Annotated in this window: 23 protein-coding genes and 2 pseudogenes; 13 read left to right on the forward strand and 12 right to left on the reverse strand. The window is 71.8% G+C overall.

The window, feature by feature from the left end; translation table 11 throughout:
• Nucleotides 1-22 precede the first annotated feature (22 nt).
• The gene (locus tag E4U91_RS10850) at nucleotides 23-1,207 is read right to left on the reverse strand and encodes an HpcH/HpaI aldolase/citrate lyase family protein (protein WP_137306661.1); all 1,185 of its coding nucleotides are present in this window, start codon (nucleotides 1,205-1,207) and stop codon (nucleotides 23-25) included.
• Between the two features lie 182 nt (nucleotides 1,208-1,389).
• Between E4U91_RS10850 and E4U91_RS10855 the strand changes: the two genes are divergently transcribed.
• Entirely contained in the window at nucleotides 1,390-2,136 is a 747-nt protein-coding gene (locus E4U91_RS10855) for a TerD family protein (RefSeq protein WP_137306662.1), read from the forward strand.
• Nucleotides 2,137-2,167: 31 nt separating this feature from the next.
• Here E4U91_RS10855 and E4U91_RS10860 read toward each other — a convergent pair whose 3' ends face one another.
• The 6 genes from E4U91_RS10860 to E4U91_RS10885 all read right to left on the reverse strand — a co-directional run bounded on the left by E4U91_RS10860 (nucleotide 2,168) and on the right by E4U91_RS10885 (nucleotide 6,634).
• A complete protein-coding gene (locus tag E4U91_RS10860; RefSeq protein ID WP_137306663.1) occupies nucleotides 2,168-2,905 on the reverse strand; it encodes a TerD family protein in 738 nt (245 codons plus the stop codon).
• Nucleotides 2,906-3,028: 123 nt separating this feature from the next.
• Complete coding sequence (locus tag E4U91_RS10865) at nucleotides 3,029-4,177, reverse strand: DUF475 domain-containing protein (protein WP_137306664.1); 1,149 nt, start codon at nucleotides 4,175-4,177, stop codon at nucleotides 3,029-3,031.
• 50 nt (nucleotides 4,178-4,227) lie between these two features.
• Nucleotides 4,228-4,803: a TerD family protein gene (locus E4U91_RS10870; protein ID WP_067231246.1), complete on the reverse strand. Its 576-nt coding sequence runs from the start codon at nucleotides 4,801-4,803 to the stop codon at nucleotides 4,228-4,230.
• A gap of 97 nt (nucleotides 4,804-4,900) precedes the next feature.
• Nucleotides 4,901-5,476 carry a TerD family protein gene (locus E4U91_RS10875; protein WP_137306665.1) on the reverse strand — a complete coding sequence of 192 codons (576 nt, stop codon included), beginning with the start codon at nucleotides 5,474-5,476 and terminating at the stop codon, nucleotides 4,901-4,903.
• Nucleotides 5,477-5,589: 113 nt separating this feature from the next.
• Nucleotides 5,590-6,048, reverse strand: a complete 459-nt coding sequence (locus tag E4U91_RS10880) for a peroxiredoxin (protein ID WP_137310764.1) — start codon at nucleotides 6,046-6,048, stop codon at nucleotides 5,590-5,592.
• Between the two features lie 148 nt (nucleotides 6,049-6,196).
• On the reverse strand, nucleotides 6,197-6,634 hold the full coding sequence (locus E4U91_RS10885; RefSeq protein ID WP_168218100.1) for a DUF3052 domain-containing protein: 438 nt from the start codon (nucleotides 6,632-6,634) through the stop codon (nucleotides 6,197-6,199).
• 352 nt (nucleotides 6,635-6,986) lie between these two features.
• Between E4U91_RS10885 and aceE the strand changes: the two genes are divergently transcribed.
• Nucleotides 6,987-9,734, forward strand: a complete 2,748-nt coding sequence (gene aceE, locus E4U91_RS10890; RefSeq protein WP_137306667.1) for a pyruvate dehydrogenase (acetyl-transferring), homodimeric type — start codon at nucleotides 6,987-6,989, stop codon at nucleotides 9,732-9,734.
• 98 nt (nucleotides 9,735-9,832) lie between these two features.
• Nucleotides 9,833-10,552: pseudogene (locus tag E4U91_RS10895) on the forward strand (potassium channel family protein); the annotation flags it as partial.
• Between the two features lie 93 nt (nucleotides 10,553-10,645).
• Here the strand turns inward: E4U91_RS10895 and E4U91_RS38925 are convergent.
• Nucleotides 10,646-10,954 (reverse strand): small hydrophobic protein, encoded by a 309-nt coding sequence (locus E4U91_RS38925; protein ID WP_137310765.1) that lies wholly within the window; start codon nucleotides 10,952-10,954, stop codon nucleotides 10,646-10,648.
• A 279-nt stretch (nucleotides 10,955-11,233) separates the two neighbouring features.
• The gene (locus tag E4U91_RS10905; RefSeq protein WP_137306668.1) at nucleotides 11,234-12,853 is read right to left on the reverse strand and encodes an MFS transporter; all 1,620 of its coding nucleotides are present in this window, start codon (nucleotides 12,851-12,853) and stop codon (nucleotides 11,234-11,236) included.
• A gap of 66 nt (nucleotides 12,854-12,919) precedes the next feature.
• Here E4U91_RS10905 and E4U91_RS10910 point away from each other — a divergent pair, with 66 nt between their 5' ends.
• The 3 genes and pseudogenes from E4U91_RS10910 to E4U91_RS10920 form a co-directional block, all read left to right on the forward strand.
• Entirely contained in the window at nucleotides 12,920-13,546 is a 627-nt protein-coding gene (locus E4U91_RS10910; RefSeq protein ID WP_137306669.1) for a TetR family transcriptional regulator, read from the forward strand.
• An 89-nt stretch (nucleotides 13,547-13,635) separates the two neighbouring features.
• Nucleotides 13,636-14,862 carry an alpha/beta hydrolase gene (locus E4U91_RS10915; RefSeq protein WP_137306670.1) on the forward strand — a complete coding sequence of 409 codons (1,227 nt, stop codon included), beginning with the start codon at nucleotides 13,636-13,638 and terminating at the stop codon, nucleotides 14,860-14,862.
• Between the two features lie 57 nt (nucleotides 14,863-14,919).
• Nucleotides 14,920-15,618 (forward strand): annotated as a pseudogene (locus tag E4U91_RS10920) (DUF4429 domain-containing protein); the annotation flags it as partial.
• A gap of 25 nt (nucleotides 15,619-15,643) precedes the next feature.
• Here E4U91_RS10920 and E4U91_RS10925 read toward each other — a convergent pair.
• Together E4U91_RS10925 and E4U91_RS10930 are read right to left on the reverse strand one after the other, a co-directional pair.
• On the reverse strand, nucleotides 15,644-16,660 hold the full coding sequence (locus E4U91_RS10925) for an aldo/keto reductase (RefSeq protein ID WP_137306672.1): 1,017 nt from the start codon (nucleotides 16,658-16,660) through the stop codon (nucleotides 15,644-15,646).
• A complete protein-coding gene (locus tag E4U91_RS10930) occupies nucleotides 16,657-17,148 on the reverse strand; it encodes a MerR family transcriptional regulator (RefSeq protein ID WP_137306673.1) in 492 nt (163 codons plus the stop codon). The genes E4U91_RS10925 and E4U91_RS10930 overlap by 4 nt, the downstream gene beginning before the upstream one ends.
• A 76-nt stretch (nucleotides 17,149-17,224) precedes the next feature.
• Between E4U91_RS10930 and E4U91_RS10935 the strand changes: the two genes are divergently transcribed.
• Both E4U91_RS10935 and E4U91_RS10940 read left to right on the forward strand, forming a co-directional pair.
• Complete coding sequence (locus E4U91_RS10935; RefSeq protein ID WP_137306674.1) at nucleotides 17,225-18,046, forward strand: serine hydrolase domain-containing protein; 822 nt, start codon at nucleotides 17,225-17,227, stop codon at nucleotides 18,044-18,046.
• 87 nt (nucleotides 18,047-18,133) lie between these two features.
• The gene (locus E4U91_RS10940) at nucleotides 18,134-19,930 is read left to right on the forward strand and encodes a serine/threonine-protein kinase (RefSeq protein ID WP_137306675.1); all 1,797 of its coding nucleotides are present in this window, start codon (nucleotides 18,134-18,136) and stop codon (nucleotides 19,928-19,930) included.
• A 12-nt stretch (nucleotides 19,931-19,942) separates the two neighbouring features.
• Here the strand turns inward: E4U91_RS10940 and E4U91_RS10945 are convergent, their stop codons facing one another.
• Entirely contained in the window at nucleotides 19,943-20,602 is a 660-nt protein-coding gene (locus E4U91_RS10945; RefSeq protein WP_168218101.1) for a pirin family protein, read from the reverse strand.
• Between the two features lie 93 nt (nucleotides 20,603-20,695).
• Between E4U91_RS10945 and E4U91_RS10950 the strand changes: the two genes are divergently transcribed.
• The 5 genes from E4U91_RS10950 to fabF all read left to right on the forward strand — a co-directional run bounded on the left by E4U91_RS10950 (nucleotide 20,696) and on the right by fabF (nucleotide 25,679).
• Nucleotides 20,696-21,901 (forward strand): PucR family transcriptional regulator, encoded by a 1,206-nt coding sequence (locus E4U91_RS10950; RefSeq protein WP_137306676.1) that lies wholly within the window; start codon nucleotides 20,696-20,698, stop codon nucleotides 21,899-21,901.
• An 89-nt stretch (nucleotides 21,902-21,990) separates the two neighbouring features.
• Nucleotides 21,991-22,902, forward strand: a complete 912-nt coding sequence (locus E4U91_RS10955) for an ACP S-malonyltransferase (RefSeq protein ID WP_137306677.1) — start codon at nucleotides 21,991-21,993, stop codon at nucleotides 22,900-22,902.
• 23 nt (nucleotides 22,903-22,925) lie between these two features.
• Nucleotides 22,926-23,957: a ketoacyl-ACP synthase III gene (locus tag E4U91_RS10960; protein WP_137306678.1), complete on the forward strand. Its 1,032-nt coding sequence runs from the start codon at nucleotides 22,926-22,928 to the stop codon at nucleotides 23,955-23,957.
• A gap of 113 nt (nucleotides 23,958-24,070) precedes the next feature.
• On the forward strand, nucleotides 24,071-24,319 hold the full coding sequence (locus E4U91_RS10965) for an acyl carrier protein (protein ID WP_030341284.1): 249 nt from the start codon (nucleotides 24,071-24,073) through the stop codon (nucleotides 24,317-24,319).
• Between the two features lie 88 nt (nucleotides 24,320-24,407).
• Nucleotides 24,408-25,679, forward strand: coding sequence for a beta-ketoacyl-ACP synthase II (fabF, locus tag E4U91_RS10970; protein WP_137306679.1), 1,272 nt, complete (start codon nucleotides 24,408-24,410; stop codon nucleotides 25,677-25,679).
• Nucleotides 25,680-25,712 lie beyond the last annotated feature (33 nt).

The following is a 25,712-nucleotide window of genomic DNA, read 5'->3' on the forward strand; positions in this document are numbered from 1 at the left end:
CCCTAGGGGGTGAGGTGGGGGTTCAGCCGGGTATGCCGGCGGCGAGCAGGTCGACGAAGCTGACGTCCTCGTGCGCGACGCCGAAGACCTCCGCGCGCAGCATGGTCCGCTCCGCCCAGGCGCGGTGCGGCTTCACCTCGTTCATCTTGTTGGTGTACTGCGACCTGAGCACTCCCCCGCCGCCGCGCTCGGGGCGCAGGATGTCGGCCGCGTCGCTGTACTCCTCGTGGCTGACGACGGACAGCGCGTGCACGGCCGGCACGTGGGACGGGTGGATGCACGTCTTGCCCAGCAGGCCGTTGGCGTGGTCGAGCGTGATCTCGCGCAGCAGCCCGTCCATCGCGTGCTCGATCAGTCTCTCGCGCAGCTCCACCGCCTGCCCCTCCAGGAAGGGGCTGTGCCGCAGCATCGGCTTGAACATGCGCTCGGGCACCCGGAAGTACTCCCAGACCGGCCCGGTGACGGTGAAGCCGGTGCCGTCGGCCCGGCCCAGCATGTTGACCACGTCGGCGATCACGGACGCGACGATCTGGACGTCGTACGCCGTCATGTCGGGCGCCCGGCGCAGGCCGTAGGAGGAGCAGAAGTCGGTGACGCCCAGGCGCAGCGCCAGGACCCGGTCCCGGTACTTGTCGACGGCCCGGAAGATGCCCTCCAGGGTCTCCACGCGCGACTCGCGGTACAGCAGCTCGGGCGACTCCAGCACCGGCATGACGAACAGCCGGCGTCCGCAGGCGGCCTCGGCGACCGCCAGGGCCTCCAGGAAGGGGATGCCCCGCTCGCCGGTGAACTTGGGGACGACGAACCCGGACAGCAGCCGCACGGCCGGGCCGAGCCGCCCGACCAGGTCGGGGATCTGCTCGGGGGTGCGCACCCGGATGAACAGCAGCGGCAGCCCGACGTCCGCGCGGCCCCCGCCCGCGGTCCGGCCGTCGAGGTCGGCGAACTGCCGGACCAGGTTCTCCTCGCCGGCCGGTACGTCCTCGTCGCCGATGGAGTCCTCCAGGCACAGCACCATCGACACCACGCCGTTGGCGCCCTGCTTGACGACGTCGTCGGCGAGCCGGGGCCGGGTGGCCGGGCTGTAGAGGGTGGCGCCCAGGGCAGCGGAGAGCAGCCGGGCCGGCGAGTCGGCGGTGAACGTGCACGGCTCGTGGTGGAAGAGGCGTCGCCGCACCTCAGGGGCGATGTGCCCGAAATGACGCATGGAGCTCCCCGTGGCGCAAGGTGAGGCTGTGGATGTGGAGGGGTGGCCGGTAATAGTACGTACCGCCCTGTGTCCGGGGTTCCCGCAGGGCGTGAATTCCCGGTGACGGGACGCGTTCCCCCAGGGAAATCCCCGACACCCCGCGTTGTCGTGGCCAGGACCGAGAGGGCAGGATGACCGGTATGACGCACGCGATGCTCAAGGGGTCGAACGTCCCGCTCGAAGCCACCACCGTACGGGCCGTGCTGCGCTGGACGCCCGGACAGGGCGTCCCGGACGTCGACGCCTCCGCGCTGCTCCTCGGTCCCGACGGCCGGGTGCGCTCCGACGAGGACTTCGTCTTCTACAACCAGCCCCGGCACCCGTCCGGGAAGGTCTGGCGCCTGGGCAAGAAGCGGGTCGCCGAGGGCCTCACCGACACGATCCAGACAGACCTGGCCGGTGTCGAGTCCGCCGTCGGCCGAGTTCTCCTCGTCGCCTCGGCCGACGGCGTCACCTTCGACCGCGTACGTGACCTGCGCATCCTGCTGTACGACGCGTCGGCCGCGGACGCCGAGCCGCTGGCCCACTTCGACATCCGCCCGGAGACCGGCGAGGAGACGGCCCTGATCTGCGGCGAGCTGTACCGCCGGGGCGAGGTGTGGAAGTTCCGCGCGCTGGGCGAGGGCTACAGCAATGGCCTGAAGGGCCTGGCCACCGACTTCGGCATCTCGGTGGACGAGTCGGAGGAGGCGGAGCGGGCGGCGGCCGCCGAGCCGGTGGTGTCCCAGCCGCTGCCCCCGGAGCAGCCGACCCAGCCGGTCCCCGCCCAGCCGCACCAGCAGCCGCAGCCGGCGTACGGCTACCCGTCGTCACTGCCGACCCACGGCTACTCCTACCCGGACCACTTCGCGCTGCCGCCGATGGGACCGCAGTTCGTGGGCCGGTGACGGGACGCCGGCCGGGGCGGTACGGACCGGGCTACCTCTCGGCCTTCGACTTGTAGCCCCGGCCCCACTGCAGGCCCCAGCCGTAGAGCCGGTCCAGCTCGGCCTGGAAGCCGTAGACGAAGCGCACCTCGCGGCGGACGACGAGTTCGTCCTTGACGTTCTCGATCATCACCACGGCGCAGGAGCGGGCCTGCGGGTGCCGCTCGTCCAGCCCGATCTCGATGCGCGGCCCGTTGCTGGGGTACAGCGTCACGACCGCGTGGGTCCGGTCGAAGGCCGGCGTCTGGTCGTAGATGTACACGAAGACCAGCAGCCGCTTGATGTCCTCGCGGTGGTCCAGGTTGACGTACATCGTCTCGCCGGACGCCGAGCCGAACCGGTCGTCGCCGCTGAGCTTCACGTACGGCGGGGCGTTGACGTCGCCGAGGTAGCCGCCGAGCGGCTGGACGACGCCCTTGGTGCCGTCGGCCAGTTCGTACAGGCAGCCCAGGTCCAGGTCGACGTTGACCATGCTCTGGCTGTGGCCCACCACCTCCGGCGGCCTGAGCGCCTTGAACGGGTGCCGCAGCAGGCTCTCGCGCTGCTGCCCGCCGAAGTCGGAGGTGCGCATCCGCCAGGCCAGGTTGACCCGCAGGTTGCCGGTGGCGGCCCCCTGGCGGGTCAGGGACACCTGGTGGTGCCGTTTGGTCAGCTCGATCGCGTTGCTCGCCGCGCTGCCCGAGTCGAAGTCGGCCGCCCGCCCGCTCCAGAACCCGTCGAACAACCCCATTCCCGCCCCCACAGTCATGACGAAAAGCCCGGCGGGGCGGCCGGGAGGACTCCTCCTCGCCGGCCGCCCCGCTGGAAGCGTTCCTCACCCGGAAGCTGATCACACCCGGGTGTGCTCGCGGTCTCACACCCCGGACGAGACCTCTGCCTTGTCGTCCGAGCCCTCAGCTTTTCCCTCGGCCGCCGCGAGTGCCTTGTTGCGGCGCACCGAGGACCAGAAGGACCAGGCGATCAGGACGACGCCGACCAGGCCGGTGATGACCTCGTTGATCTGGTACTGGATGGTGATCATCAGGATCACGGCCAGGGCGCCGATCGCGTAGTGGGCGCCGTGCTCCAGGTAGACGTAGTCGTCCAGGGTGCCCTGGCGGACCAGGTACACCGTCAGCGACCGCACGTACATCGCGCCGATGCCCAGACCGAGCGCCATGAGCACGATGTCGTTGGTGATGGCGAAGGCGCCGATCACGCCGTCGAAGGAGAAGGACGCGTCCAGCACTTCCAGGTAGAGGAACATGAAGAACGCGGCCTTGCCGGCGAGGGTGACGGCCGACGCCTGCTTGCCGCTGCGCCGGGCCTCCTCCTCGGCCTCGTGCTCGCGTTCCTCCTCGTCCTCCAGCCGGTCCTCGAAGTAGCCGGACAGTCCGCCGACCACCATGTAGGTGATCAGACCGGCGATGCCGGAGATCAGCACCGTCTGCGCCTTGTCCACGTGCGCGCCGCCGTGCTGATGGGCGTGGGTGGCGAAGGTGAAGGCGGTGATGAGCAGGACGATCAGGGCGATGCAGACCGACAGCATGTCGACCTTGCCGAGCTTGGCCAGCGGCCGCTCGATCCAGCGCAGCCACTGGATGTCACGGTCCTCGAAGATGAAGTCGAGGAAGATCATCAGCAGGAACATGCCACCGAACGCGGCGATCGACGGGTGTGCGTCGGTGACGAGCTGCTGGTAGCGGTCCTTGTCGTTCAGCGCGAGGTCGACGGCCTCGATCGGGCCCATCTTGGCGCTGATCGCCACGATGACGACGGGGAAGACCAGCCGCATGCCGAAGACCGCGATGAGCACGCCCACCGTGAGGAAGATCTTCTGCCAGAAGGGGCTCATCTTCTTCAGGATCCCGGCGTTGACCACCGCGTTGTCGAACGACAGCGAGATCTCCAGGATGCAGAGGATGGCCACGATCCCGAAGGCCTCCCACCCCCCGTAGAAGACCGCCGCGACCAGGCCGAGCGCGGTGACCGCGAACGACCAGCCGAAGGTTTTCAGAAGCACTGGCTACCCAATCCGTACGTGTACGGGTTTCCCCCGTGCCGCACTCGGCTTTACGAAACGTTGACCCCGAAGTCTAGAGCGATACCCCGCAGTCCCGACGCGTACCCCTGGCCCACCGCCCTGAACTTCCATTCGCCCTGGTAGCGATAGAGCTCGCCGAAGATCATGGCCGTCTCGGTGGACGCGTCCTCGCTCAGGTCGTAGCGCGCGAGCTCCTGGCCGTCGGCCTGGTTGACCACCCGGATGAAGGCGTTGGAGACCTGACCGAAGGTCTGGCCGCGCTCGTCGGCCATGTGGATCGAGACCGGGAAGACGATCTTGTCGCAGTGGGCCGGCACCCGGGACAGGTCGACCAGGATCGACTCGTCGTCGCCCTCGCCCTCACCGGTGAGGTTGTCACCGGTGTGCTCCACCGAGCCGTCCGGGCTGGTGAGCTGGTTGTAGAAGACGAACCACTCGTCGCCGAGCACCCGTCCGCCGTTGCACAGCAGCGCGCTGGCGTCGAGGTCGAACGGGGCCCCGGTGGTGGAGCGCGCGTCCCAGCCGAGCCCGATCATCACCTGTGTGAGGTTCGGCGCGGCCTTGGACAGGGAGACGTTGCCCCCCTTGGCGAGCGTGACGCCCATGATGCTGGTCCTCCCCTGGATGGTGCTTCTTCGGTTGTCCTGCACGTCCGGCGCCGACCGTGGAAACGGTCGGCGCCGGACGGGTGGGGGCGTCGGCTCAGACGTTGACGCCGAAGTCCTGCGCGATGCCGCGCAGGCCCGAGGCGTAGCCCTGGCCGATGGCGCGGAACTTCCACTCCGCGCCGTGCCGGTAGAGCTCACCGAAGACCATGGCGGTCTCGGTGGAGGCGTCCTCGCTCAGGTCGTAGCGGGCGATCTCGGCGCCGCCGGCCTGGTTCACCACGCGGATGTAGGCGTTGCGGACCTGGCCGAAGGACTGCTGGCGGTTCTCGGCCTCGTAGATGGAGACCGGGAAGACGATCTTCTCCACCTCCGCCGGGACGCCGGCCAGGTTGACCTTGATGACCTCGTCGTCGCCCTCGCCCTCACCGGTGAGGTTGTCACCGGTGTGCTCCACCGAGCCGTCGGGGCTCTTGAGGTTGTTGAAGAACACGAAGTGCTGGTCGCTGGCGACCTTGCCCCCGTTGTTCAGCAGCAGCGCGCTGGCGTCGAGGTCGAAGTCGGTGCCGGTCGTCGTGCGGGCGTCCCAGCCCAGGCCGACGAGCACCGCGGTCAGGCCCGGGGCCTCCTTGGTCAGCGAAACGTTGCCGCCCTTGCTGAGGCTGACTCCCACGGGGTCCTCCATTGGTGTTCGGGGGCGGGAGCCCCGTCGTGCGTCGGATATCGGATCAACGACTCGATCCTAGTGACGGGTTCCCACCTGCCGCAGGCCCTGACGCCCAAGAATCAGAGGGTGTCGAGCGCCGTGACGTACTCGTTCAGGTCCCGCGCGTCGGGCAGGGCGTTGACGACGGTCCAGCGGACCACGCCCTCCTTGTCGATGACGAAGGTGCCGCGCACCGCGCAGCCCTTGTCCTCGGCGAAGACGCCGTAGGCGCGGGAGACCTCGCCGTGCGGCCAGAAGTCGCTCAGCAGCGGGTACTCCAGGCCCTCCTGCTCGGCGAAGACGCGCAGGGTGTGGATGGAGTCGTTGGAGACGGCGAGCACCTGGGTCTCGCGGTCGGCGAACCGCGGCAGGTTGTCCCGCACCTCGCACAGCTCGCCGGTGCACACGCCGGTGAAGGCGAAGGGGTAGAAGAGCAGGACGACGTTCTTGCTGCCGCGGAAGTCCGACAGCTTCACGGTCGCGCCGTGGTTGTCCTTGAGCTCGAAGTCGGGGGCCTTGTCGCCGACCTGGATGGCCATCGTCATGGGATCCCTTTCGTGGGCTGTCCGGGTGGGAACACGCTGGAGGACAGCCTACGGAGCGATCGCCCGGACCCCGCGACCGGACCGCCGCAACGGGGCCGGGCCGGACCCCGGAAGGTCCGGCCCGGTACGCAGGGGGGCGAGGTCACCGCTTCTTGGCGGCACCCTTCGGGGTCGCCAGCCGGCTCCCGCTCCAGTCCTTGCCGACGCTGACGCCCTTGGACGCCGTCAGGCCCGCGGTCGTCGAGGCCTCCGAGATGTCGCTCGGCTCGACGTAGCCCGGACGGCCGGTCTTCGGCGTGAGGAGCAGGATCGCGCCGCCCTCTTCGATGTACGTGGTGGCATCCACCAGCGCATCCGTCAGGTCGCCGTCGTCGTCACGGAACCAGAGCACGACGGCGTCGGCCACGTCGTCGTAGTCCTCGTCCATCAGGTCGCCCTCGATGGCTTCCTCAATGGCCTCGCGGAGCTCCTGGTCGACGTCGTCGTCGTAGCCGATCTCCTGGACCACCTGCCCGGGCTGGAACCCCAGCCTGGCGGCAGGGTTCGTCCGCTCCTCCGCGTGGTCCGCGGTCGCGCTCACGGGTTGCCTCCTGATCATGTTTTGGGAATGTCTCAGCCACGCGCGTGCGCGAAGCATTGGCCGTAGTCCACACGGGCGGGGCGGATCGCGCAAGTACCCGGCGATCCGGACCGCCGAAACGGTGACGATACCGGCCGTCTCGCCCCAACTTCAGGCACCCGCCGTCCACCGAGCGTGACACACCCCACACCTTTCTGCCCTGTTTGCGTGTTTGGCAACCGCCATCGGGTACCAGCTCCTGGTTACCCCACAGTAGAGATGCCGTTCGGCCGCCCGGAGGTACACGATGGGGGCGGTGCAGGCATACCGGAATGTGGCCCCCAGCGGTGCCCTCTGACAGGTAAGGAACAGCGTGGCTTCCGGATCCGATCGCAATCCGATCATCATTGGCGGCCTTCCGAGTCAGGTTCCTGACTTCGATCCCGAAGAGACCCAGGAGTGGCTCGACTCCCTCGACGCCGCCGTCGACGAACGCGGCCGGGAGCGGGCGCGCTACCTGATGCTCCGGCTGATCGAGCGGGCCCGCGAGAAGCGCGTGGCCGTGCCCGAGATGCGCAGCACGGACTACGTCAACACCATCCCCACCAAGAGCGAGCCGTTCTTCCCCGGCAACGAGGAGATCGAGCGCAAGATCCTCAACGCCACCCGGTGGAACGCGGCCGTGATGGTCTCGCGCGCCCAGCGCCCGGGCATCGGCGTCGGCGGCCACATCGCCACGTTCGCGTCCTCCGCCTCGCTCTACGACGTGGGCTTCAACCACTTCTTCCGGGGCAAGGACGACGGGCTCGGCGGCGACCAGGTCTTCTTCCAGGGCCACGCCTCCCCCGGCATCTACGCGCGCGCGTACCTGCTGGACCGGCTGAGCGAGCAGCACCTGGACGGGTTCCGCCAGGAGAAGTCGAAGGCGCCGTACGCGCTGTCGTCGTACCCGCACCCGCGTTCGATGCCGGACTTCTGGGAGTTCCCGACGGTGTCGATGGGCCTCGGCCCGATCGGCGCGATCTACCAGGCGCGGATGAACCGCTACCTGCACGCGCGCGAGATCGCCGACACCTCGAAGTCGCAGGTGTGGGCCTTCCTCGGCGACGGCGAGATGGACGAGCCGGAGTCGCTCGGCCAGCTGTCCATCGCCGCCCGTGAGGGCCTGGACAACCTGACCTTCGTGGTCAACTGCAACCTCCAGCGCCTGGACGGTCCGGTGCGCGGCAACGGCAAGATCATCCAGGAGCTGGAGTCGGTCTTCCGGGGCGCCGGCTGGAACGTGATCAAGCTGATCTGGGACCGCACCTGGGACCCGCTGCTCGCGCAGGACCGGGACGGCATCCTGGTCAACAAGATGAACACCACGCCGGACGGCCAGTTCCAGACGTACGCCACCGAGTCCGGCGGGTACATCCGCGAGCACTTCTTCGGCGACGACCACCGGCTGCGCGCCATGGTCGAGAACATGACCGACGACCAGATCCTGCACCTCGGGCGCGGCGGTCACGACCACCGGAAGATCTTCGCGGCGTTCAAGGCGGCCGTGGAGCACAAGGGCCAGCCGACGGTCATCCTGGCCAAGACGATCAAGGGCTGGACGCTGGGCCCGAACTTCGAGGGCCGCAACGCCACGCACCAGATGAAGAAGCTGACGGTCGACGACCTCAAGCGCTTCCGCGACCGGCTGCACCTGCCGATCTCCGACAAGGAGCTGGAGTCCGGCGCCCCGCCGTACTACCACCCGGGGCGCGACTCCGAGGAGATCCAGTACATGCACGACCGGCGCAAGTCGCTGGGCGGCTACGTCCCGACCCGGGTCGTGCGTGCCAAGCCGCTCCCGCTGCCGGAAGACAAGACGTACGCGACCGTGAAGAAGGGCTCGGGCCAGCAGTCCATCGCGACGACCATGGCCTTCGTGCGGCTCCTCAAGGACCTCATGCGGGACAAGGAGCTCGGCCGGCGGTTCGTGCTGATCGCGCCGGACGAGTACCGCACGTTCGGCATGGACTCCTTCTTCCCGAGTGCGAAGATCTACAATCCGCTCGGCCAGCAGTACGAGTCGGTGGACCGTGAGCTGCTGCTCGCCTACAAGGAGTCGCCCACCGGCCAGATGCTGCACGACGGCATCTCCGAGGCGGGCTGCACGGCGTCCCTGATCGCGGCCGGCTCGTCGTACGCCACGCACGGCGAGCCGCTGATCCCGGTCTACGTCTTCTACTCGATGTTCGGTTTCCAGCGGACCGGCGACCAGTTCTGGCAGATGGCCGACCAGTTGTCGCGCGGTTTCGTGCTGGGCGCGACCGCGGGCCGCACGACGCTGACCGGTGAGGGCCTCCAGCACGCGGACGGCCACTCCCAGCTGCTGGCCTCGACGAACCCGGGCTGTGTCGCCTACGACCCGGCGTTCGGCTTCGAGATCGCGTACATCGTGCAGGACGGCCTGCGCCGGATGTACGGCGAGACGGCCGACGGCAAGCCGGGCGAGGACGTCTTCTACTACCTCACCGTCTACAACGAGCCGATCCGGCACCCGGCCGAGCCGGCGGACGTGGACGTCGAGGGCATCCTCAAGGGCATCTACCGCTTCAGCGAGGGCACCGCCGGCGAGATCCCGGCGCAGATCATGGCATCCGGCGTGGCCGTGCCCTGGGCGGTCGAGGCGCAGCGGATCCTCGCCGAGGACTGGAACGTCCGGGCCGACGTGTGGTCGGCGACCTCCTGGAACGAGCTGCGGCGCGAGGCCGTCGAGGTCGAGCGGCACAACCTGCTGCACCCGGAGGAGGAGCAGCGGGTGCCGTACGTGACCCGCAAGCTCCGCATCGCGCAGGGCCCGTTCGTGGCGGTGTCCGACTGGATGCGCTCGGTCCCGGACCAGATCGCACGCTGGGTGCCGGGCACCTACCAGTCGCTGGGCGCCGACGGCTTCGGCTTCGCCGACACCCGGGGGGCCGCGCGCCGGTTCTTCCACATCGACGCGCAGTCGATCGTGGTCGCGGTGCTCACGGAGCTGGCGCGGGAGGGCAAGCTGGACCGGTCCGTGCTCAAGCAGGCCATCGACCGGTACCAGCTGCTGGACGTCACCGCGGCCGATCCGGGCGCGGCGGGCGGGGACGCGTAGCCGCTCCCGGGCCGGCCGGCCCGACGCGGGTGGCGGGGACCGGGTCCCCGCCACCCGCGCGGCCCCGGCGGCCGTCGCGCGGTCCCTACGATGCCCGCATGGACCGAGAGACCGCGCAGGCCCGGTGGGAGCAGGCCACCCAGCGCCCGCTGTTCGTGCTGGCGGTGCTCTTCGCCGTCGCCTACGCCGTGCCGATCGTCGACACCTCGGCGGGACACGCGCTCACCCGGGTCTGCACGGTCGTCGAGTGGGTGGTGTGGGGCGCCTTCGCGGTCGACTACCTGACCCGGCTCGGCCTCGCCCCGCGCCGGTGGGACTTCGTCCGGTCGCACTGGGCGGACCTGTGCGCCGTGGTGCTGCCCATGCTGCAGCCGTTGCGGCTGCTGCGGCTGGTGTCGACGCTGATGCTGGTGGGGCGGCGCGCCCGGATGGCCTCGCAGATCCGGCTGACCACGTACGTCGCCGGGGCCGTGGTGGGGCTGCTGATGTTCGGCTCGCTGGCCGTGCTGTCGGTCGAGCGGGACGCGCCGCACGGGAACATCCGCACCCTGGGGGACGCGGTGTGGTGGTCCTTCACCACCATGACGACCGTCGGCTACGGCGACCACGCCCCGACCACCGGCCTGGGCCGCGTCCTCGCCGTGGGGCTGATGCTGTCCGGGATCGCCCTGCTCGGTGTGGTGACGGCGAACATCGCCGCCTGGTTCATCTCGCGCTTCGAGAAGGACGACGTGGAGGAGCGGCGGCAGACCGAGGCGATCGAGGCGCTGACCGAGGAGGTGCGGCGGCTGCGGGCGGAGGTCGCCGCGCTGTCCGGGCCGCTCCGGCCGCCCGTCCCGGCGGTCGCGCCCGTCCCGGCGGTCCCGACGGTCCTCGGCCGGGATCGGGGCCCCGGCCGGGAACGGCCGGTGCTACAGCAGGCCGCCGCCCGGGCCGGCCGCGCCGGCCAGCCAGATGACGGCCAGCAGGGTGTCGATGGCACCCAGGACCACGGCGACCAGGGCCGGCACGGGGCGGGAGCCCGCCCAGGTGCGGCCCATGGCCAGCCAGCCGCAGACGATCGCGGCGGGACCGAGGACGATCCCGAGCGTGAAGAAGCCCGCGACCGCGCAGACGAGCCCGATGATGCCGAGCGTCGCGCGATCCGGCCCGGACCGTGACCCCATCCGGCCACGCGTGCGGGGGTACTTGCGCGTCCCGTGCTGCCCGAAGCCCGTCATTGTCAACTCCCAGAACCAGACGACCAGTTCACGAAGACGGGTAACCGCACGGGCGCGGATCATGCGCCGCCCGGGCCGGGGCGTCGGCGCGCTGTCCCCCTCCGGCAGCGCGCCGCGGCCCGGTCCGCCCTGCGTTGCGCAGGGCTTGACCCACTGTGACCTGCGGCGCGCGCCGGGAGCCAGCGGCCTTGAGCGTTCTCACCCTGATGAGGGAATTGCGGCGCCGGCCCCTCGCCCGGCGGCGGCCCCTCAGCCGGGGCCGCCGCCGGGCCGGGAGCGTCAGATGTGGCCGACGCCCGCGCCCGCCTCCACGTTCGCGCCGCGCTTGGTCAGCAGCGCGACGAACACGGCGACGACCGCCACCCCGGCCGCGACGAGCGAGGCGAGGCTCATGCCGGAGATGAAGGTGTCGTGGGCCACGTCGGTGATCTTCGCGGCGATCGCCTCGGGCATGCCCGGCTGGACCGGCGCGACGCCGACCTGGACCGCCTCGGACGCCTGGTCGAGCTGACCCGGCGTCAGCGGGGGCAACCCCGCGTCCTTCCAGTTGCCCGGCAGGTCGCCGTCCACCTTGGAGGCCATGACGGCGCCCAGCACGGCGGTGCCGAGGCTGCCGCCGATCTGCATGGCCGCCTGCTGCAGGCCGCCGGCCACGCCGGACAGCTCCATCGGCGCGTTGCCGACGATGACCTCGGTGGCGCCGACCATGACCGGGGCAAGGCCCAGGCCCAGCAGGGCGAACCAGAGGGACATCACGGCGCTGCCGGTGCCGGTGTCCAGGGTGGACATGCCGTACATGGCGACGGCGGTGCAGAGCATGCCGCCGGCCAGCGGGACGCGCGGGCCGAGCTTGGTGATCATCGCGCCGGCCAGCGGCGAGCCGACGATCATCATGCCGGTGAGCGGGAGCAGGTGCAGGCCCGCGTCGATGGGGCTCATCCCGTGGACGTTCTGGAGGTAGAACGTCACGAAGAACAGGCCGCCCATGAAGGCGATGGCCATGAGGACCATCAGCACCACGCCCGCGGACAGCGGGACGGAGCGGAACAGCTTCAGCGGGATCAGCGGCTCCTTGACCCTCGTCTCCCAGAAGGCGAAAGCGGCGAAGCCGACCAGGGAGACCACGATGAACAGCCAGGTCGTGCCGTCGCCCCAGCCCCAGGTCGGCGCCTTGATCAGGGCCCACACCAGGCAGAACATCGCGCCGGACAGCAGTGCGATGCCCAGCAGGTCGAAGGAGCGCGGCGCGTTCTCGGCGCGGTGGTCGAGCAGGATCAGCACGCCGAGGACCAGCGCGAGGGCGCCGACCGGGACGTTGATGAAGAACACCGACTGCCAGCTGACGTGCTCGACGAGGACGCCGCCGAGGATCGGGCCGCCGGCGGTGGACGCGCCGATGACCATGCCCCAGATGCCGATGGCCATGTTGAGCTTCTCGGCCGGGAAGGTGGCCCGCAGCAGGCCGAGGGCGGCCGGCATGAGCAGCGCGCCGAACAGGCCCTGGAACACCCGGAAGGTGACGACGAGCGCGATGCTGTCGGACAGGCCGATCGCGCCGGAGGCGGCGGCGAAGCCGACCACGCCGATCAGGAAGGTCTGGCGGTGGCCGAAGCGGTCACCGAGCTTGCCCGCGGTGATCAGGGAGACCGCGAGGGCCAGGAAGTAGGCGTTGGTGATCCACTGGACCTCGGCGAAGGTGGCGCCCAGGTCCTTCGCGATCGCCGGGTTGGCGATGGCCACGATGGTGCCGTCGAGGGCCACCATCATGACCCCTACGGCAACGGTGATCAGCGTGAACCAGGGGTGACCGCGCAGGCCCGCGGAGGGCCCGTGGTCCGAACGGCCCGCGGGTGCCTTGTCCCCCGGCCCCTTCGCGTCGATGGTGGTCTGACTAGTCATACCGCGAGGCTAGTGACAGCCGCTGACAATTGACAAACCAATTCACAAGTCGGTTACTGACACATTATGGAAACCCTGCGTGAGCGCAAGAAGCAGCGCACCCGGGAGGCGTTGCTGCGCGCCGCGCTCGAACTGTTCACCACCCGCGGCTACGAGCGCACCACGGTCGACGACGTCGCCGATGCGGTCGGCGTCTCGCAGCGCACCTTCTTCCGCTACTTCGCCGGCAAGGAGGAGGCCGCCTTCGCCGTGCAGGACCTGGTCGAGGAGCGGTTCGTGGCGGCCGTGCGGGCGCGTCCGGCCGACGAGACGCCCCTCCAGGCGCTGCGGCACGCCCTGACGGAGGGCTGGGACACGCTCAGCGAGGGCGTCGAGGACGTCGTACCGGTCGAGCTGTACCTGCGGATGTACCGGCTGATCGAGTCGACGCCCGTGCTGCTCGCCGCCCACCTGCGCCGCTCGGCCGACACCGAGGACCGGATCGCGCGGGTGCTCGCCGAGCGGGAGGGCCTGGACGTGGACGCCGACCCGCGCCCGCGCATCGCGGTGGCCGTCTTCGGCGGGGTGATGCGGGTGACCGAGCGCCAGTGGAGCCTCGGTGAGGACTTCAGCCTGGCCGCCATCCGGGCGCTGACGACGGCCTACCTCGATCAGGTGGGGCCCGCGCTCACGGGGAACTGGCGCGCCCTCTGAGAAGGTGGGCCCCGAAAGCGTTTATCCAAACGTGATCCCTGTCACTCGGGTCTCCCGAGACCCGCCCGTTCTCCTAGTGTGTCCTCCCAGTGACTTCTTTCGACACCTCCCCGCAGCTCAACGTCTGGCGCGCACTGCTCGCGCTGGCCGTGGTGTTCGTGATGCTGACGACGAGCGGCTGGACCGCTCTGCGCCACCACCGCACCGCCACCGCCCTGCAGACCTCGCTCAGTTCCTGGGAGCACGGCCGGCTGTCGGGGCACGCCCTGCCGGACCCCGGCGCGTCCCCGGCCCGCCTGACCCGCTTCTTCGCCTCGCTGAGCGGCGCCCAGCGCGCCGCGCTCGCCCGGCGCTACCCGCTGGCCGTCGGCAACATGAACGGCGCCCCCGTCACCCTGCGCTACCAGGCCAACCGCCTCGCGCTGGCCGAGGCGGTGCGCGCCGAGCGGGCCCGGATGCACGACGGCCGGCTCACCCCGGCCGGCCAGCACGAGGCGGGCCGCCGGATGCACCGCTTCGAGGCGATGGGCGCCCCCGGGCGGCAGATCCTCGCCTTCGACCCGGAGGGCTCCGGGCGGGCCGCCGAGGTCTTCGGCGACCTCGACCGCGCCCAGCGGATCTCCGTGGTCGTCCCCGGTGTCGACACCGACCTGCTCACCTTCCAGCGCACCTCGCGCCGCTGGTCGGCGCCGGTCGGCATGGCCGAGGCGCTGTACGCGGCCGAGCGCACGGCGAGCCCGGCCACCCGCACCGCCGTGATCGCCTGGGCCGACTACACCTCGCCCCACGGCCTCGGCATCGACTCGGCCACCGGACTGCGCGCCGAGAACGGGGCGGTGCGGCTGAACGCGCTGCTGCGGGCCCTGCCGGACACCGCGCCGGTGGCACCGGTTGCCTTGTTCTGCCACAGCTACGGCTCGGTGGTGTGCGGCGTGGCCGCGCACGCGATGCCTCGCCGGGTGGCCGACGTCGCGGTGGCGGGCAGCCCCGGGATGCGCGTGGAGAAGGCCGCCCAGCTGCGCACCGGCGCCCGGGTGTGGGCGATGCGGGACGCCGACGACTGGGTGCGCGACGTTCCCTACCTGGAACTGGGCGGGCTCGGGCACGGCGAGGACCCGGTGTCCCGGGCGTTCGGCGCCCGGGTGCTCTCGGCGGAGCAGGCCCGGGGCCACGGCGGCTACTTCGAACCCGGCACCGACAGCCTGCGCAACTTCGCCCGCATCGGGGTTGGCGCGTACCCGTCGGTCGTGTGCGCCCGCGAAGACGACGCCTGTCGCACGGGTTTGTCCGCCACCACGCCGGTCGGACGCGCGTAGAAGAGGAGGAACTGCGGCATGCGCGGGGAGGGTGCGAACGGGCGGGTCCCGCTTACGATGAGCCGCATGGGTGACGTACTGGCCGGATTCCATGCCACCTGGGAGTTCGATTCCGACTCCGTCCTCATCCGCTACGAGCGGGGTCTGCGGGCCCCGAAGCTGTTCTCGGCACTGCGCGAGCGGCGGGTCCCCTTCTCGGCGCTGGAGCGCGTCACGCTGGAGCAGGGCAAGCGCGGGACCGTGGTCCTGCGGGCGGTGCCCCGGCCCGGCGCCGACCCGCTGACGGAGGCCGCCGACGGGCAGCTGAAGGAGGCGTGCGACCCCTACAAGCTGGTGCTGCCCGGCGACCGCGAGCTGCTCGCGGAGTACTACGCCGACGAGCTGAAGGGGCTGCTGACCGAGTCGGGGCCCACGGACCGGTTCCTGGTCGAGGCGCCCGAGGTGCCGCTGTCGTTCAAGGCGTACGACGGCAAGGCGTCCTTCGACGGGCGCACGGTGCGCTTCCGCTGGTTCTGGACGGGCGCGTCGTCGGCGAAGTGGAAGGCCGGCGACCAGAGCTTCCCGGTGTCCGAGCTGTGCGGGGTGGAGTGGCGGTCGCCGGAGCTGTTCGAGGGGTACCTGCGGCTGCGGCGCAAGGGCGCCGACGAGCGGCCGGGTCCCGCCGATCAGGACCCGGCCGCCGTGGTGTTCGGGCTGGGCTACGGGGTGGTGCACGAGTCGCTGCCGTTCGCCGCGGCCGTGCTCGCCGCCGTGCGCGGGGCGCGCTGAGCGCGCCCCGGGACTACTCCCGCCCGGCCGAGGTGAACGACATGTCGGCGTAGCGGTCGCCCACCACCCGGCCGGCGACCGGCTCCAGCAGGGCGAGCTCCTCGTCGGTCAGGACGATCGCCGTGGCCGCCGTGTTCTCCTCGACCCGGCCGGGCTTGCGGGTGCCCGGGATCGGCACCAGCGGCAGGTCGTGCACGCGGGCCTGCTGGTGCACCCAGGCCAGGGCGATCTGGCCGGGGGTGGCGCCGTGGGCGTCGGCGACGGCGCGCAGCGGCGCCAGGAGGGCCGCGTTGGCCTCGGCGTTCGCGCCGGTGAACCGGGGCTGCTGACGGCGGAAGTCGTCGGCGGTGAGGTCCGTGTCGGCGTCGGCGAAGGAGCCGGTGAGGAAGCCCCGGCCGAGCGGCGAGTACGGCACCACGGTCACGCCCAGCTCGCGGGCCGCCGGCACCACCCGGCGCTCGATGTCGCGGCTGAACAGGGACCACTCCGACTGCAGCGCGGCGATCGGGTGGACCGCCTGGGCCGCGCGCAGCTCGTCGGCGGTGACCTCGCTGAGGCCCAGGTGCTTCACCTTGCCCTCGCGGACCAGCTCGGCCATCACGCCGACGGTCTCCTCGATCGGCACGGCCACGTCGCGCCGGTGCATGTAGTAGAGGTCGATGACGTCGACGTCCAGGCGCTGCAGGCTAGCCTCGACGGCCTCGCGGACGTAGGGGGCGTCGTTGCGGATGACGCGCCGGGTCGGGTCGTCCGGCGGGATGCTCAGGGCGAACTTGGTGGCGATGACCACCTCGTCGCGGTGGGCCCTGACGAACGGCGCCAGGAAGCGCTCGTTCTCGCCGGCGCCGTACGCGTCGGCCGTGTCGTACAGGGTGACGCCCAGCTCCAGGGCGCGTTCGAGGGTGGCCCGCGACTGGTCGGCGTCGGAGGGGCCGTAGCCGAAGCTCATGCCCATGCAGCCCAGGCCCTGGACGCCGACCTCGGGGCCGTCGTCGCCGAGCCGGGTGGTCGGGATCCTGGAGTCGGTCATCGGGTGGGGGTCCTCTCGGCTTCGTACGGGCGCGTGGCGTCGGAGTAGAAGGTGATCTTGCGGTCGAGCACCGCCAGCGTGTCCTGCAGCTCCGCGATGCGGGCCTGGACGTCGCGGCGGGTGGCCTCCAGCAGGGCGCGCCGGGCGCCGTAGGTGCTGTCGCCCTCGCGCACCAGCTCGGCGTACCGCACCATGTCGGCGACCGGCATGCCGGTCAGCCGCAGCTTCCCGACGAGGTCGAGCCAGTCCAGGTCGCGGTTGCTGTAGCGGCGCTGGCCGGTGTGGGAGCGGTCCACGTGGGCCATCAGGCCGATCCGCTCGTACCAGCGCAGGGTGTGCGCGGTGAGGCCGGTGAAGGCGACGACCTCGCTGATCGTGTAGCTGTCCTGCCCGTCGGGGCGGGGATGCCGCCGGGGCGGGGCGGAGCAGACGTCGGCGGGGCGGGTGGTGTGCTCGAGGGGAACGGGCGTGGTCTGCATCACCGTCATGGCCCCCACGCTAGGGCCTTGGAGTGCACTCCAAGCAAGCGAGGAGGGTGACCGTGCCGGAGGTAGGCTCGGCCGCATGTCGCTGACGAGCCTCGCACTGATCGAGAACTGGCCGGTCCCCTGCGCCGCGGCGGGCGTGGTCCGGGCCGACGGGACCGTCCTGGGCACCCACGGCCCGGTCGGCCGGCGGTTCCCGCTGGCCTCGGTGACCAAGCCGCTCGCCGCCTACGCCGCCCTCGTCGCGTACGAGGAGGGGGCGGTCGAGCTGGACGAGCCGGCCGGGCCCGCCGGGGCGACCGTGCGCCACCTGCTCGCCCACACCTCCGGGCTGGCCTTCGACGAGCACCGGGTGACTGCGCCGCCCGGGGAGCGGCGGCTGTACTCCAACGCCGGGTTCGAGCAGCTGGGCGACCACATCGCCAAGGCGACGGACATCCCGTTCGCCGAGTACCTGCGTCAGGCGGTGCTGGAGCCGCTGGGGATGACGGCCACCTCGCTGGAGGGCTCGCCCGCCAAGGACGGGGTGTCGACCGTGGAGGACCTGCTGCGGTTCGCCGCCGAGGTGCAGGCGCCGCGGCTGCTGGATGCGCGCACGGTGGCGCAGGCGATGACCGTGCAGTACCCGGGCACCAAGGGCGTGCTGCCGGGCTACGGCCACCAGAACCCCAACGACTGGGGGCTCGGATTCGAGATCCGTGACGGCAAGGCGCCGCACTGGACCGGGAGTTCGTCCTCGCCCCGCACCTTCGGTCACTTCGGCCAGTCCGGCACGTTCCTGTGGATCGACCCCGACGCCCGGCTGGCCTGCGTGGCCCTGACGGACCGCGCGTTCGGGCCGTGGGCGGTCGAGGCGTGGCCGCCGTTCACCGACGCGGTGCGGGCACAAGCCCAGGGGTAGGCCGCAGTCGGGGGTGCGGCTCGGATAACCTCCCTGTGCGTACGCACACTTGGGCGGTACGTCACGCGTGGATCTCGGGGGAGAGCGATGGCAGTCGGGGGACCGGGCGGGCAGTTCCGTCCGCTGGAGAGCGGCGATCCGGGATCGGTGGCGAGTTACCGGCTCGCGGCGCGGCTCGGCTCGGGCGGCATGGGCACGGTGTACCTGTCGTACACGCCCGGCGGGCACCCGATCGCGCTGAAGACGATCCGCCCCGAGCTGAGCGAGGACCCCGAGTTCCGCCGGCGGTTCCGCCAGGAGGTCGAGGCGGCCAAGCGGGTGCAGGGCCTGTACACCGCGCCGGTCATCGACTACGACGTGGACGGCACCCGGCCCTGGCTGGCCACCGCCTACGTGCCCGGCCCCTCGCTGGCCGCGGCGGTCGCCGAGCACGGCCCGCTGCCCGCCGAGTCGGTCCTGCTGCTGCTCGCCGGGACGGCCGAGGCGCTGTCGGTGATCCACGGCGCGGGCATCGTGCACCGCGACCTGAAGCCGTCCAACGTGCTGCTGGCCTCCGACGGCCCGCGCGTGATCGACTTCGGCATCGCGCGGGCCGCCGACGCCACCGCGCTGACCGGCACCGGCATCTCCGTCGGCACGCCCGCCTTCATGTCGCCGGAGCAGGCCGCCGGCAAGGCCATCACGCCCGCCTCGGACGTCTTCGCGCTCGGCCAGGTGGCCGCCTTCGCGGGGCGCGGTCAGGGCGCCTACGGCGACGGCCCCTCGCACGCCGTGCTGTACCGGATCGTCCACGAGGAGCCGGACCTGGAGGGGCTGCCCGAGCAGCTGCGCTTCGTCCGGGAGTGCCTGGCCAAGGACCCGGCCCGGCGGCCCACCCCGGCGCGGATCGTCGAGCTGTGCCAGGAGGCGTCCCCGACGCCGCTGCGCCAGTCCGGCTCGTGGCTGCCGGCGGCCATCGCCGCGGACATCACCCAGCGGGTGTCGGCCTCCGCCGCCCTGGCCGCGCCGAAGCCCGCCCCGGCGGGACCGCCGCCCACCGCGCCGCTCACCCACGTCTCCCCCACGTCCCCCGCGACCCCGCCGCCCGCGCACGCCGCGCCCACCGCGACCGCCGCGCACGTCCCGTCGACGCCGGTCCCGGGCTACGGGCCGCCGCCGGTGCCGCACACCCCCGCCCCCGGCTTCGGGCCCCCGACCGGGCCCCGGCCGCCGTACGGCCCGCCGACCGGGCCCCAGCCGCCCTTCGGACAGCAGCCCGGCTGGCGTCCCGCGCCGCTGCCGCCGAGGAGGAACCGGGCCGGCAAGTGGATCGGCATCGGCATCGCCGCGGTGGCGGCCTTCGTGTGGCTCAGCAGCTGCGCATCGGTGCTGCTGGACATCACGGACAAGGCCGAGGACGGCGGCGCCACGAGCTCCTCGACCTCCTCCCCGGTCGCCGGGGACGGCGCCAGGCCGTTGCCCGACCCGAAGCCGGTGACGTACAAGGGGATCAACATCCCCGAGGGCTACTACGTCCGCTTCGCCGACTCCCCGCCCAAGCCGCTCTACGACGACGTCGGCGCCTCCTACGCCGAGGGCTCCGACTTCTACTACCAGGGCGGCGACTTCGGCGGCCCGGCCGCGCTGGGCAGCCCCGGCGAGAAGATCGTGCTCCTGAACAACGCCGAGGACGCGTCGCTGAAGACGTGCCGGGAGGACACCCGGTACGCCAAGAGCGTCACGCTCGCCCAGGTCAGCGCCGGGTCGCACCTGTGCGTGCACACCACGTCCGGGCACATCGCCCTGATCACCTTCAAGGGCACCGCGCCCAAGGGCGACCCCAGCGACTACGTCTCGGTCGACCTCACGATCTGGCGCAACGCGGAAGAGCCGGCCGCCAGCTGACGGGCCGCCCGGTCAGGCCGACAGCTCCCACACCAGCACCTCGGCCGGGCCGCCCGCGGCGGACAGCTCGTGGCCCTTCTCGTCGGCGGCCCGCACGGCGTCCCCGGGGCCCAGCTCGTGCGGGCCGAGCCGCACCGTGCCGCGCACGACGTGGACGTACAGCCGCGGCGCGTCCGGCAGCGCGGTCCGCTCCCCCGCCACCAGCCGCCGCACGTGCAGCATCGCGCCCGCCTCCGGGACGGCGTAGGGCGTGGCGTCGGCGATGCCGCGGACGACCTCGTACACCGGGTCGCCGCCCGGGTCCAGCGGGGCCAGCCACATCTGCACGAAGGTCAGCGGCCCCGCGCCGTCGTTGCGCTCGACGTGCCGCACCCCGGCGGCCGCGCTGAGCCGCTGGACGTCGCCGGGCCGCACCAGCGTCCCGTGGCCGCGCGAGTCGCGGTGGGTCAGCTCGCCCTCAACCACCCACGTGACGAGCTCGGTGTGGCTGTGCGGGTGCTCGTCGAAGCCGGCGCCGGGCGCGAGCCGCTCCTCGTTGCAGGCGATCAGGGCGCCGAAGCGGAGGTTGTCCGGGTCGTAGTGGGGGCCGAAGGAGAAGGCGTGGCGGGTCTCGACCCCGGCCGCCGGGTCCCCGCCCCTGTAGCGCCCGCCGGCGCGCCGCACGTCCATCACGTACCCCACGGTAGCCCCGCGACCGGCGGGAGGAGGTGCACCGGCACACCCCGGCACGCCACGCCCGCGGACCGATAAGGCAGTCTTGTCCCCGTGCCCGAACCCGAAGCCAGCAAGGCCCCCGCCGCAGCGCACGTCGTCCACCCGCACGCCGCGACCCTGAAGCGGCTGGAGAAGTCCTCCGGGGCGCTCGCCGCGCAGGCCATCGCGCGCATGGACGAATCGTTGCCGTGGTACCGGGCGATGCCCCCGGAGAACCGTTCCTGGATCGGCCTCGTCGCCCAGGCCGGCATCGCCGCCTTCACCGAGTGGTTCCGGCACCCCGACGCCCCGCAGGCCATCTCCACCGACGTCTTCGGCACCGCCCCGCGCGAGCTGACCCGGGCCATCACGCTGCGCCAGACCGTGGAGATGGTGCGCACCACCATCGAGGTCATGGAGTCGGCGATCGACGAGGTCGCCGCGCCCGGCGACGAGTCCGTGCTGCGCGAGGCGCTGCTGGTCTACGCCCGGGAGATCGCCTTCGCCACCGCCCAGGTCTACGCCCAGGCCGCCGAGGCACGCGGCGCCTGGGACGCCCGGCTGGAGTCGCTGGTGGTGAACGCCGTGCTCAGCGGCGAGGCCGACGAGGGCGCCGTCAGCCGGGCCGCCGCCCTCGGCTGGAACGCGCCGGAACACGTCTGCGTGGTCCTCGGCACCGCCCCGGACGGCGACTCCGAGCTGACCGTGGAGGCGATCCGGCGGGCCGCCCGGCACGCCAAGCTCCAGGTGCTCACCGGGGTGCTCGGGGCCCGGCTCGTGGTCATCGCGGGCGGCAGCGACAACCCGCTGGCGGTGGCGAAGTCGCTGATCGGGCCGTTCGCCGCCGGGCCGGTCGTCGCCGGGCCCGTGGTCCCCGACCTGCTGGCCGCGACCCGGTCCGCGCAGGCCGCCGCGGCCGGGCTCAAGGCCTGCTCGGCCTGGCAGGACGCGCCACGCCCGGTGCTGGCCGACGATCTCCTGCCGGAGCGCGCCATGGCCGGGGACCCCGGCGCCCGGCACCAGTTGGTGGAGGAGATCTACAGACCGCTGGAGGAGGCCGGCTCTGCGCTGCTGGAAACCCTGTCCGTGTATCTGGAACAGGCGAGCAGCCTGGAGGGCGCGGCGCGGATGCTGTTCGTCCACCCCAACACCGTGCGCTACCGGCTCCGACGTGTGACTGACGTCACCGGATGGTCGCCGTCCGATGTACGCTCGGCCTTCACGTTGCGCATCGCGCTGATCCTGGGGCGCCTGGCCGACGGTGATCCTCAGACCTAGCCTTTTGTCGGAGGCCCACAAATCCCCCTGCCGTTCTTCGTCCTTGTCCCCACGGGCGGCCGTGCCCGTCCCCAAGAGAGAGTGTGAGAGTGCTCGTACTCGTCGCTCCCGGCCAGGGCGCCCAGACGCCCGGCTTCCTGACTCCCTGGCTCGAACTGCCCGGTGCCGCCGACCGCGTCGCCGCCTGGTCGGACGCCATCGGCCTGGACCTCGCCCACTACGGCACCCAGGCCGACGCGGACGAGATCCGCGACACCGCCGTGGCCCAGCCGCTGCTGGTCGCCGCCGGAATCCTGTCCGCCGCGGCACTGGGTGACATCGCGCCCGGCGCCGTCGCCGGCCACTCCGTCGGTGAGTTCACCGCCGCGTCCTTCGCGGGCGTCCTCGACGACACCGACGCGCTGGCCCTGGTCCGCAAGCGGGGCCTGGCGATGGCCGACGCGGCCGCGATCACCGAAACGGGCATGTCGGCGCTGCTCGGCGGCGACCCGGACACCTCGGTCGCCCACCTGGAGAAGCTGGGCCTGACCCCGGCGAACATCAACGGCGCGGGCCAGATCGTCGCCGCGGGCACGCTGGAGCAGCTCGCCGCGCTGGCCGAGGACAAGCCGGAGGGGGTGCGCAAGGTCGTCCCGCTGAAGGTGGCCGGCGCGTTCCACACGCACCACATGGCCCCCGCGGTCGACACGCTGGCCGCGGCCGCGAAGGCCGTCGCGCCGGGCGACCCGAAGGTCACCTACGTGTCCAACAAGGACGGTCTTGCCGTCACCTCGGGCACCGAGGTGCTGGAGCGGCTGGTCGGCCAGGTCGCCAACCCGGTCCGCTGGGACCTGTGCATGGAGACGTTCAAGGAGCTGGGCGTCACCGCGCTGGTCGAGGTGTGCCCCGGCGGCACCCTGACCGGCCTGGCCAAGCGTGCCCTGCCCGGGGTGCAGACCCTGGCGCTGAAGACCCCCGACGACCTCGACACGGCCCGCGCGCTCATCGCCGAGCACGCCTGAGACGCCAAGGAGCCGATTCGAACATGGCGAAGATCAAGGCCAGCAAGGGCGCACCGTACGCGCGCATCATCGGCGTCGGCGGCTACCGCCCGATCCGGGTCGTGCCCAACGAGGTCATCCTCGAGCACATCGATTCGTCCGACGAATGGATCCGCTCCCGCTCGGGCATCTCGACCCGGCACTGGGCGAACGACGAGGAGACCGTCGCCGCGATGTCCGTCGAGGCGTCCGGCAAGGCCATCGCGGACGCCGGGATCACCGCCGAGCAGATCGGCGCGGTGATCGTCTCCACCGTCTCGCACTTCAAGCAGACCCCGGCCGTGGCGACCGAGATCGCCGACAAGCTCGGCACCGGCAAGGCCGCCGCCTTCGACATCTCGGCCGGCTGCGCGGGCTTCGGCTACGGCCTGACCCTCGCCAAGGGCCTGATCGTCGAGGGCTCGGCCGAGTACGTGCTGGTCATCGGCGTGGAACGGCTGAGCGACCTGACCGACCTGGAGGACCGCGCCACGGCCTTCCTGTTCGGCGACGGCGCGGGCGCGGTCGTGGTCGGCCCGTCCCAGGAGCCGGCCATCGGCCCGACGGTGTGGGGCTCCGAGGGCGACAAGTCGGAGACCATCAAGCAGACCGTCGCGTGGAACGAGTGGCGGGTCGGGGACGTCGACCAGCTCCCGCTGGACCGGGACGGCAACGTCAAGTTCCCCGCCATCACCCAGGAGGGCCAGGCGGTCTTCCGCTGGGCCGTGTTCGAGATGGCGAAGGTCGCCCAGCAGGCGCTGGACGCGGCCGGCGTCGACCCGGCCGACCTGGACGTCTTCATCCCGCACCAGGCGAACGAGCGGATCATCGACTCGATGGTGAAGACGCTCAAGCTGCCGGAGTCCGTCACGGTCGCCCGTGACGTGCGCACCACGGGCAACACCTCGGCCGCCTCGATCCCGCTCGCGATGGAGCGGCTCCTGGCGACCGGCGAGGCGAGGAGCGGCGACACCGCCCTCGTGATCGGTTTCGGGGCGGGTCTCGTCTACGCAGCGACGGTCGTTACTCTCCCCTAGGCACTCCGTGCCGGATCACGCGTCCGGGACGGGACAGCAACCGGCCTGCCGCTGCCGCGGTCAGTGCCACCCCTGAAGAACACCCTGAAGAACACCAACGAAGGAGCGCCGACATGGCCGCCACTCAGGAAGAGATCGTCGCCGGTCTCGCCGAGATCGTGAACGAGATCGCCGGGATCCCGGTTGAGGACGTCCAGCTGGACAAGTCCTTCACCGACGACCTGGACGTCGACTCGCTGTCCATGGTCGAGGTCGTCGTCGCCGCCGAAGAGCGCTTCGACGTGAAGATCCCCGACGAGGACGTCAAGAACCTCAAGACCGTCGGCGACGCGACCGACTACATCCTCAAGCACCAGGCCTGAGCCACTGCTTGGGCCGGAGCCTTCCGGCCCGCCCCGCCACCCGGCGGTGGCGCCGCTGATCCTCGTAAACGTTGGAGAAAGAATTCCCGTGAGCCCGACCAATCACACCGTGGTCGTCACCGGTATCGGCGCAACCACACCGCTGGGTGGCGACGCAGCCTCTACCTGGGAGGGCCTGGTCGCCGGTCGTTCCGGCGTCAAGCCCCTGGAGCAGGAGTGGGCGGCCGAGCAGGCCGTCAAGATCGCGGCCCCGGTCGCCGTGGAGCCCGGCGAGGTCATCCCGCGGCCGCAGGCCCGCAAGCTGGACCGCTCGGCGCAGTTCGCGCTGATCGCGGCCCAGGAAGCCTGGAAGGACGCCGGGTTCGAGGGCCGCGCCGGTGAGGACGGCTCCGTCGACCCCGACCGGCTCGGCGCCGTCATCGCCTCCGGCATCGGCGGCGTGACCACGCTCCTCGACCAGTACGACGTGCTCAAGGAGAAGGGCGTCCGCCGCGTCTCCCCGCACACCGTGCCGATGCTCATGCCCAACAGCCCCTCCGCCAACGTGGGTCTGCTGGTGGGCGCCCGCGCGGGCGTGCACACGCCGGTCTCGGCGTGCGCGTCGGGCGCGGAGGCCATCGGCTACGCCATCGAGATGATCCGCACCGGCCGCGCCGACGTCGTCGTCGCCGGCGGTACGGAGGCGGCCATCCACCCGCTGCCGATCGCCGCGTTCGGCAACATGATGGCGATGTCCAAGAACAACGACGACCCGCAGGGCGCCTCGCGCCCCTACGACGTCGCCCGCGACGGCTTCGTCCTCGGCGAGGGCGCCGGCGTGGTCGTCCTGGAGTCCGCCGAGCACGCCGCCAAGCGCGGTGCGCGGGTGTACGCCGAGGCGGTCGGGCAGGGCATCTCGGCCGACGCGCACGACATCGTGCAGCCGGAGCCGGAGGGGCGGGGCATCTCGCACGCCCTGCAGAACCTGCTGGACCGCACCGACCTGGACCCGTCCGAGGTGGTGCACGTCAACGCGCACGCGACGTCGACGCCGGCCGGTGACATCGCCGAGCTGAAGGCGCTGCGCAAGGTGTTCGGCGACGACACGGACCACATCGCGGTCTCCGCGACCAAGTCCATGACCGGGCACCTGCTCGGCGGCGCCGGCGGCGTGGAGACGGTCGCGACCGTGCTCGCGCTGTACCACCGGGTGGCCCCGCCGACCATCAACGTGGAGAACATCGACCCCGAGGCCGAGGCCAGCGCGGACATCGTGCGCGGCGAGGCGCGGAAGCTGCCCGTGGAGGGCCGCATCGCCGCGCTGAACGACTCGTTCGGCTTCGGCGGGCACAACGTGGTGCTGGCGTTCCGTACGGTCTGACAGCCCCGTGAGCATGCCGCCAGGGCCCCCACC

It is taken from the genome of Streptomyces lasalocidi (assembly GCF_005280215.1).
Classification (GTDB): Bacteria; Actinomycetota; Actinomycetes; order Streptomycetales; family Streptomycetaceae; genus Streptomyces; species Streptomyces longwoodensis.